The sequence below is a fragment of the uncultured Thiocystis sp. genome (genome assembly GCF_903866365.1).
Taxonomy (GTDB): Bacteria; Pseudomonadota; Gammaproteobacteria; order Chromatiales; family Chromatiaceae; genus Chromatium.
Window position 1 is genome coordinate 1 of sequence record NZ_CAIPNF010000250.1, and the last position, 6,034, is coordinate 6,034.

Here is a 6,034-nt window from a genome sequence, read left to right on the forward strand (position 1 = left end):
CTGGACCGATCCGGGGGAGTTGTTCAGTGTGCACTGTCTGCGCGTGACCGGCGTTTGATCAGGGCCTTGCGACCGTTCCCGGCGGCGAGCGCAGCGGCGCAAGTGAATCCGGATCAGGCGTTCGTTCGACATCCATCCATCTTCATCGATCGTCTTGGAGACCGCCATGATACGCAGACCACTTGGTCACTCGGGGATTGAGGTCAGCGCGCTGTGCCTGGGCACCATGACCTTCGGCCAGCAGAATACCGAAGTGGAGGCCCACGCCCAACTGGATCGCGCCCTGGCTGCCGGAATCAATTTCATCGACACGGCCGAGATGTATCCGGTGCCGCCGATGGCCGAGACCCAGGGGCTCACGGAAACCTATATTGGCACCTGGCTCAAGGCCCGCCGCTGCCGCGACCGGGTCGTGCTGGCGACCAAGGTGGCGGGTCCGGGGGACTGGCTGCCGCATCTTCGCGGCGGTCGCAACCGGCTTGATCGCGCCAATCTCGAAGCCGCGTTGGATGCCAGCCTGCAACGACTGCAAACCGACTGGATCGATCTCTATCAGTTGCATTGGCCGGATCGCGAGACCAATTATTTTGGCCAGCTCGGTTATACGCACGCCGCCGATGATCAAAGCGTGCCCCTGCTGGAGACGCTCCGGGTGCTCGCCGATCTGGTCAAGGCCGGCAAGATCCGCCAGATTGGCGTGTCCAACGAGACTCCCTGGGGTCTGATGCGTTTTCTGGCGCTCGCCGACCAACACGGCCTGCCGCGCATGGTCAGCATTCAGAACCCTTACAGTCTGCTCAATCGCACCTTTGAGATTGGACTTGCGGAGATCGCCATCCGCGAGGCGTGTGGTCTATTGGCGTATTCGCCCCTGGCCTTCGGCGTGCTGTCGGGCAAATATTTGCATGGGCAGCGTCCGGCGACCGGCCGCATCACGCTGTTCGAGCGCTTCAGCCGTTACTCCAACCCGGAGGCCGAGTGCGCGACCGCCGAGTATGTCGCGCTGGCCCGCCGCCACGGTCTGGACCCGGCCCAGATGGCCCTGGCCTGGGTGACGAGCCGCCCCTTCGCCACCTCCAACATCATCGGGGCGACCACGTTGGAGCAGTTAGACAGCGATCTTGCCAGCATCGATCTGGTGCTGGACGAGACGGTGATCGCCGGGATCGAGTCGATCCATACCAGTCAGCCGAATCCGGCCCCCTGAAACGAACCCAGGGCTACAGCAATCCCGTCCGGCCAGCGCTTTCGATCAGCCCATCCAACCCGGATCGACCGCATTGGTCACCGGATAGGCGTCGACCTCGTTGAGCAGATCCAGGCTGGCGATGCCGACGCCGAGGATGCGACGCGTGACGGTCGAGGGATGCACCGGGGCCGTGTCAGAGATCGCGTGCGATGCGGAAACCCAGCATGTTGAGCTTGGTCTCGGGCGCGAAGTGTCCCCGAACGTAGGCGCGCATGGAGGCGGCAGGTTTGTTGAAGGCCCCGCCCCGCGCGACCCGCGCCGTACAGCTTGCCTCGCGCGAAGTCGATCCATCGCCCGGCGCGTCCTGATCGCTTGGGCGATAACAGTCCGCGACCCATTCCATGGCGTTTCCAGCGGTGTCGTGGAGACCGAATGGATTGGGCGGGAAGCTCCCGACCGGCGCGGTGGAGCGATTGTCCCATTGGCTGCCGCAATCGAAGCAGGCGGCCCGGCCCGGTTCCAGACTGGAACCCCACCAGAAGGAGCGGGTGTCGCCGGCACGGGATGCGAACTCCCATTCCGCCTCGGTGGGCAGGCGATAGCGGTGGCCGGTTTCCCGCGACAGCCAGTCGGCATAGGCTTGCGCCTCCTCCCAACTGACGCCGACTACCGGCCGGTTGCCGCGTCCCCAGCCGAAATCCTCGGGCAGCGCGCGCGCGGTCGCCCGCGCGAAGCGGTCGTAATCCTGATAAGTCACCTCGTTGACGCCGATCAAGAAGGGTCGGATCCGAACCTCGTGGGCCGGGCTGAAATCCTCGCCGGAAAGACTGTTCGCGCCCATCTGGAAGACGCCGCCATCGAGCACGGCCAGCGCCGGGGCAAAGGCGCCGCCGCGCAGCCGGTCGCGCCGGATCGGCGGCGGTTTGGAGGGCGTTGGCATCGCGTCGACAACCGCCGGCGCGACCTCGGTCGGCGCGCCGACGGGCGTCGACGGCGTGACGGCCACCGGTGGAGGGGACTGAAACCACTGCCGAAGCGCCGTCAGCCGGAAGTCGATCCGCTCCCGAATCAAGTAGAGCGACAGACCCGCGGAGAGGGCCAGCACGACGAACAGGATCGGGTAACCCAACCGTCGCCAGCGCGGGGTTCTGGTTGGCGCCGTGCGGGGCGGAGGCGGCGCGAGTGGCGGCGGGGCGCTGGCGACCGAGATCTTGAGACGTTCCGCCAATTCCCGTTTCAACCGTTCCACCTCGCCCACCGCGTCCTTCAGCGAACTCTCCTTGCGCTCCATTTCCTGCTTCAGACCGTCGAGCGCCAGGTTATGGTCTTCCAGTTCGTCCTCAAGGCGCCGACATTCCTCGGTAATGTGATCGAGCGCCTGCTCCTTCGCCCCCAGGGTCTGTTGCAGGACCGTCATCTCCTGCTGCATGGCCAGGTGCTCGGTCGCGGTGGCGACCGAGCTGTCGGACTCGTGCACGCGCTCGGCAATGCGCAGATTGAGACGCATGACTTCCTGCTCGGCTTCCCGGCGCATTTGCTCCAGGGTTTTGCGCAGCGTGGCGGTTTCGATGTCGTGGTTCGCGTCGATTGGTTTGGCCATCCTGAAGGCATCGCTGTGTGCCGTCGTCCAGTGCCGGGGCGGCCCCGGTGAACGAACGGCGGGATTGGCGACATGCGCTGTCCGGCCACTTAATCACGAGACGCGATCCGCGTCCACTCCCGGCGACCGATTGGCGTTCGCGCGGCCGGCGCCGACGAAATGGACCCTGGCACCCCATCTATTTTGTGTCATGATTTCCGGTTAGTCTGCGGGGTTATCGCATCGTTAGCGCGTCCCGCCGCCCGTCGGCGATTGACGCCGGGCGCGGTGCGCCGGAGCCCGGCCCGTCGCGCTGGACGCCATTTCATCGAATCGAGGAGTCCCCGCCCCATGGCTCTGCCATTCAAGGAACACCCCCTGCGCCATCAGGGTGTCGCCGAGTTGCACGCGCGCACCTACGAGTCCCTGCACGCCCCGGAGCGGATCTCGCATGTCGCCGCGATCTGCGGCGAACGGGGCAGCGGTCGCAATCTCCGGCATCTGTTCAAGCTGCTGGAGCATTATGGCCTGCCCCTTCCCGCAACGGTCGAACAGTACTATTTCGCCGAGCTGGGCGACATCCGCATGCGTTGGGAGCGTCACACCGAGTTCGTGAGCTACACCTTCAGCAAACGGGGAGCCTATCTGCATCCCTTCGCCTATCCGGTGCTCTATGAACTCCCCCAGGACTGGCTGAGCGAACTGCCGGGCGAGGTCGTCGCGGCGGTGTCGCTCGCGTTCGAGGCGCGCGACATGCCCGAACGCGGCGGCGAGGAACTGAGCGAACTCTTCGCGGGCAATGCCGTCATTGGCTGCGAGGTGGTGGGCGGCGCGGCGCGCGCCTGGTCCGATCTGCGCATTCACAGCGATGGCTTTTCGCGCATCCTGCTGCGCGATCAGGGACTGTCGGACAGCCAGGCGGGTCGACTCGCGAAGCGCTTCCTCGAAATCAATTCCTACCGCGCCATGTCCCTGCTCGGTTTGCCCGAGGCGCGCGAGGCGAACGCCATTCTGAGCGGCGCCGACCGTCGGCTGGTGGGGGTGGCGGCGCGCATGACCGATCCGGAAGGCATCGGGCGAGGCGTTCCCGACGCCGAACTGCTGGCCGAGCTGACCACCCTGGCCGCCGAGATCGAGGCCGTTGCGGCACGCACCAGTTCGCGCTTCGAGGCATCCCGCGCCTACTACGGAGTCGTCCAGCAACGGCTCGATCAGTTGCGCCAGAAACGCATCGAGGGCTTGCAGACCTTTACCGAATTCCTCGACGCCCGGCTCGCCCCGGCGATCGCGACCTGCAACTCGACCTCGAAACGTCAGCAGGATCTGGCCGAGCGCGCCGCGCGTCTGACCAGTCTGCTGCGCGCGCGGGTGGAGGTCGGGCTGCAGGAGCAGAATCGGAGCCTGCTGGAGTCCATGAACCGGCGCGCGCAGTTGCAACTGCGCTTGCAGGAAACCGTCGAAGGACTCTCGGTGATCGCCATCGGCTACTACGGGGTTGGGCTAGTCGGCTATCTGCTGAAAGGGCTGGAGGGTCATGGCCTGCCGATCGAGGCCGCCTATGCGACGGGTCTGGCGGCACCGCTCGTGGTCCTCGTCGCCTGGCTCGGCATCCGGCGCATGAAGGCGCGTCTGCTCAAGATGGAACACGTCAACGAGTAAGGCGATTTCCGGGAAAACATGACTGACTCGACCCACCCCGCGCTCCCTCAAGGAATTCTGAGTGCCGAACCCATCGCGGGCTTGGCATCCAACAACCGCATCGCCAGCTCGGCCTTGTTCTTCACCGCGAGTTTTTGATAGCAATTCGCGATGTGATTGCGCACGGTCGCGGGGGCCAGCCCCAGCGCGAGCGCAATCGCCGCGTAGGTGTCGCCGCGTGCGTAGCGTGTGGCAACGTCGCGTTCTCGCGGGGAAAGTTTGTCCACCGCGCTGAGAGCCAGCGCCCACAGATAACGGAACCTGCCGTTGAGGACAATCTGCAATTTCATCTGCTTTGTCTGCAAGGGCGTCGCCAGGCGAACGCACTCCAGCATCGCCTCCGGCAGCCGGCTACCGCGCCAACCGGGCCAGTGTTCGCGCAAAAACAGGATGAAGCAGGCGCTGATCTCGCGCAGAAAGCCCCGCTCGTCCGCGAGCGCCCAGCAGTCATAGCGCAGTTGCGTGCCGTCGAGCATCTCCCGCAGCCGCGCCGCCCGGTGCGCCTCCCACAGGTGCGGCATGAGCAATTCCTTGGTGAGTCGCTCGGCCTCGGTGAACGGCTTGTTCCCATCGTGCCGCCACAGCGTCAGAAACTCCTGCAACGCCGACACCGGCTCCACCAGCAGGGTGCCAAGCGACCATTCCACCCGATAGCGTTGGCCCACGTCCTGATAGAGCGCGGTGCGCAGATAGCCCTCGCGGCTGATCAGATCGGCCATGTTGATGGTGGTGCCGGGGGCATCGATCAGCGCGGTGCGAAAAAAGTCCTGCGCCATGTAAGGCACATAGGCTTCCAGAATCGAATCGTCGCAGTTGAACAGATACAGCCGGTGGATTTCCGCCGGCTCGGCCGCCGCATTGCCCCACCATGCCGAATCGAACGGCAGAATGCCCTGGATCACATCCAGCGCCGCGCGCTGAAACTGGCAGAAAGGCACCTCGCGCCCAACGCGATGCAGCGCCAACGTCGTGTGGCTGATGCCGCGCGCATCCAAGCCGGAGACATCCTGTAGAGGAGCGTTAGTCATTTAAGCCCCGCACCCCAGCCGACTGGACGCGACCAGGGTCAGATACGGATCCAGCGCTCAGACTATCCCGAGACGGCAATTCATACCAAGTATTTTCGCGGCAGTAGTGCAAACGCATCATGGACTTCGCGCCTAATCACCGGACACACTAGCGTCGTGTGAGCGGGTTTGAAACCCGTTGCTTCTAGGTTCGATGATTACCTGCGTCGGCTATTGTTCCTGTCATGACAGACGTCGGCCTGAATGATCCCGGCGGAACGTCATGGCATACCAACCATGGAATAAATTTAGGAGTTTTTCACAGGCGAAAATCTGCCTTCTAAGGAAGCACGAAATATCGTCGTTATCCGGTCTATCCGCGTTCATTGCCTCCACCAGGGGATGGCGGTCCAAGGCGAGTCCTGATTAGCAAGATTCCTCAGCCAGGCGGATCCAGCGCGCCGGGCACGGCCCCACGGCAATCGCCGCGACGAGCAGTCGGCTGGGAAGGGTATCGAGATGAAACCGCCGGTTGAAGCGGTAGGCGAAGGCGCCAAGGTA

4 protein-coding genes and 1 pseudogene are annotated in these 6,034 nt (G+C 64.5%); 2 read left to right on the plus strand and 3 right to left on the minus strand.

Translation table 11 applies throughout. From position 1 onward, the window contains the following. The first annotated feature begins 166 nt into the window (after positions 1-166). Positions 167-1,207 (plus strand): NADP(H)-dependent aldo-keto reductase, encoded by a 1,041-nt coding sequence (locus QZY07_RS13990; protein WP_295403816.1) that lies wholly within the window; start codon positions 167-169, stop codon positions 1,205-1,207. 175 nt (positions 1,208-1,382) lie between these two features. Here the strand turns inward: QZY07_RS13990 and QZY07_RS13995 are convergent, their stop codons facing one another. After that, complete coding sequence (locus tag QZY07_RS13995; protein WP_295403819.1) at positions 1,383-2,789, minus strand: SUMF1/EgtB/PvdO family nonheme iron enzyme; 1,407 nt, start codon at positions 2,787-2,789, stop codon at positions 1,383-1,385. A gap of 330 nt (positions 2,790-3,119) precedes the next feature. Here QZY07_RS13995 and QZY07_RS14000 point away from each other — a divergent pair, with 330 nt between their 5' ends. After that, positions 3,120-4,427, plus strand: a complete 1,308-nt coding sequence (locus QZY07_RS14000; protein WP_295403822.1) for a DUF3422 domain-containing protein — start codon at positions 3,120-3,122, stop codon at positions 4,425-4,427. A gap of 47 nt (positions 4,428-4,474) precedes the next feature. On the opposite strand, the gene QZY07_RS14005 is transcribed toward QZY07_RS14000, so the two are convergent. Together QZY07_RS14005 and QZY07_RS14010 are read right to left on the minus strand one after the other, a co-directional pair. Further along, positions 4,475-5,494, minus strand: coding sequence for a LuxR C-terminal-related transcriptional regulator (locus QZY07_RS14005; protein WP_295403825.1), 1,020 nt, complete (start codon positions 5,492-5,494; stop codon positions 4,475-4,477). A gap of 405 nt (positions 5,495-5,899) precedes the next feature. Further along, a pseudogene (locus QZY07_RS14010) lies at positions 5,900-6,034 on the minus strand (IS1595 family transposase); the annotation flags it as partial.

Bases quoted from the DNA above. Each gene is read 5' to 3' on its own strand.
- QZY07_RS14000 (WP_295403822.1), top strand. From the start codon at position 3,120: ATGGCTCTGCCATTCAAGGAACACCCCCTGCGCCATCAGGGTGTCGCC.
- QZY07_RS14005 (WP_295403825.1), bottom strand. From the start codon at position 5,494: ATGACTAACGCTCCTCTACAGGATGTCTCCGGCTTGGATGCGCGCGGC.
- QZY07_RS13990 (WP_295403816.1), top strand. From the start codon at position 167: ATGATACGCAGACCACTTGGTCACTCGGGGATTGAGGTCAGCGCGCTG.
- QZY07_RS13995 (WP_295403819.1), bottom strand. From the start codon at position 2,789: ATGGCCAAACCAATCGACGCGAACCACGACATCGAAACCGCCACGCTG.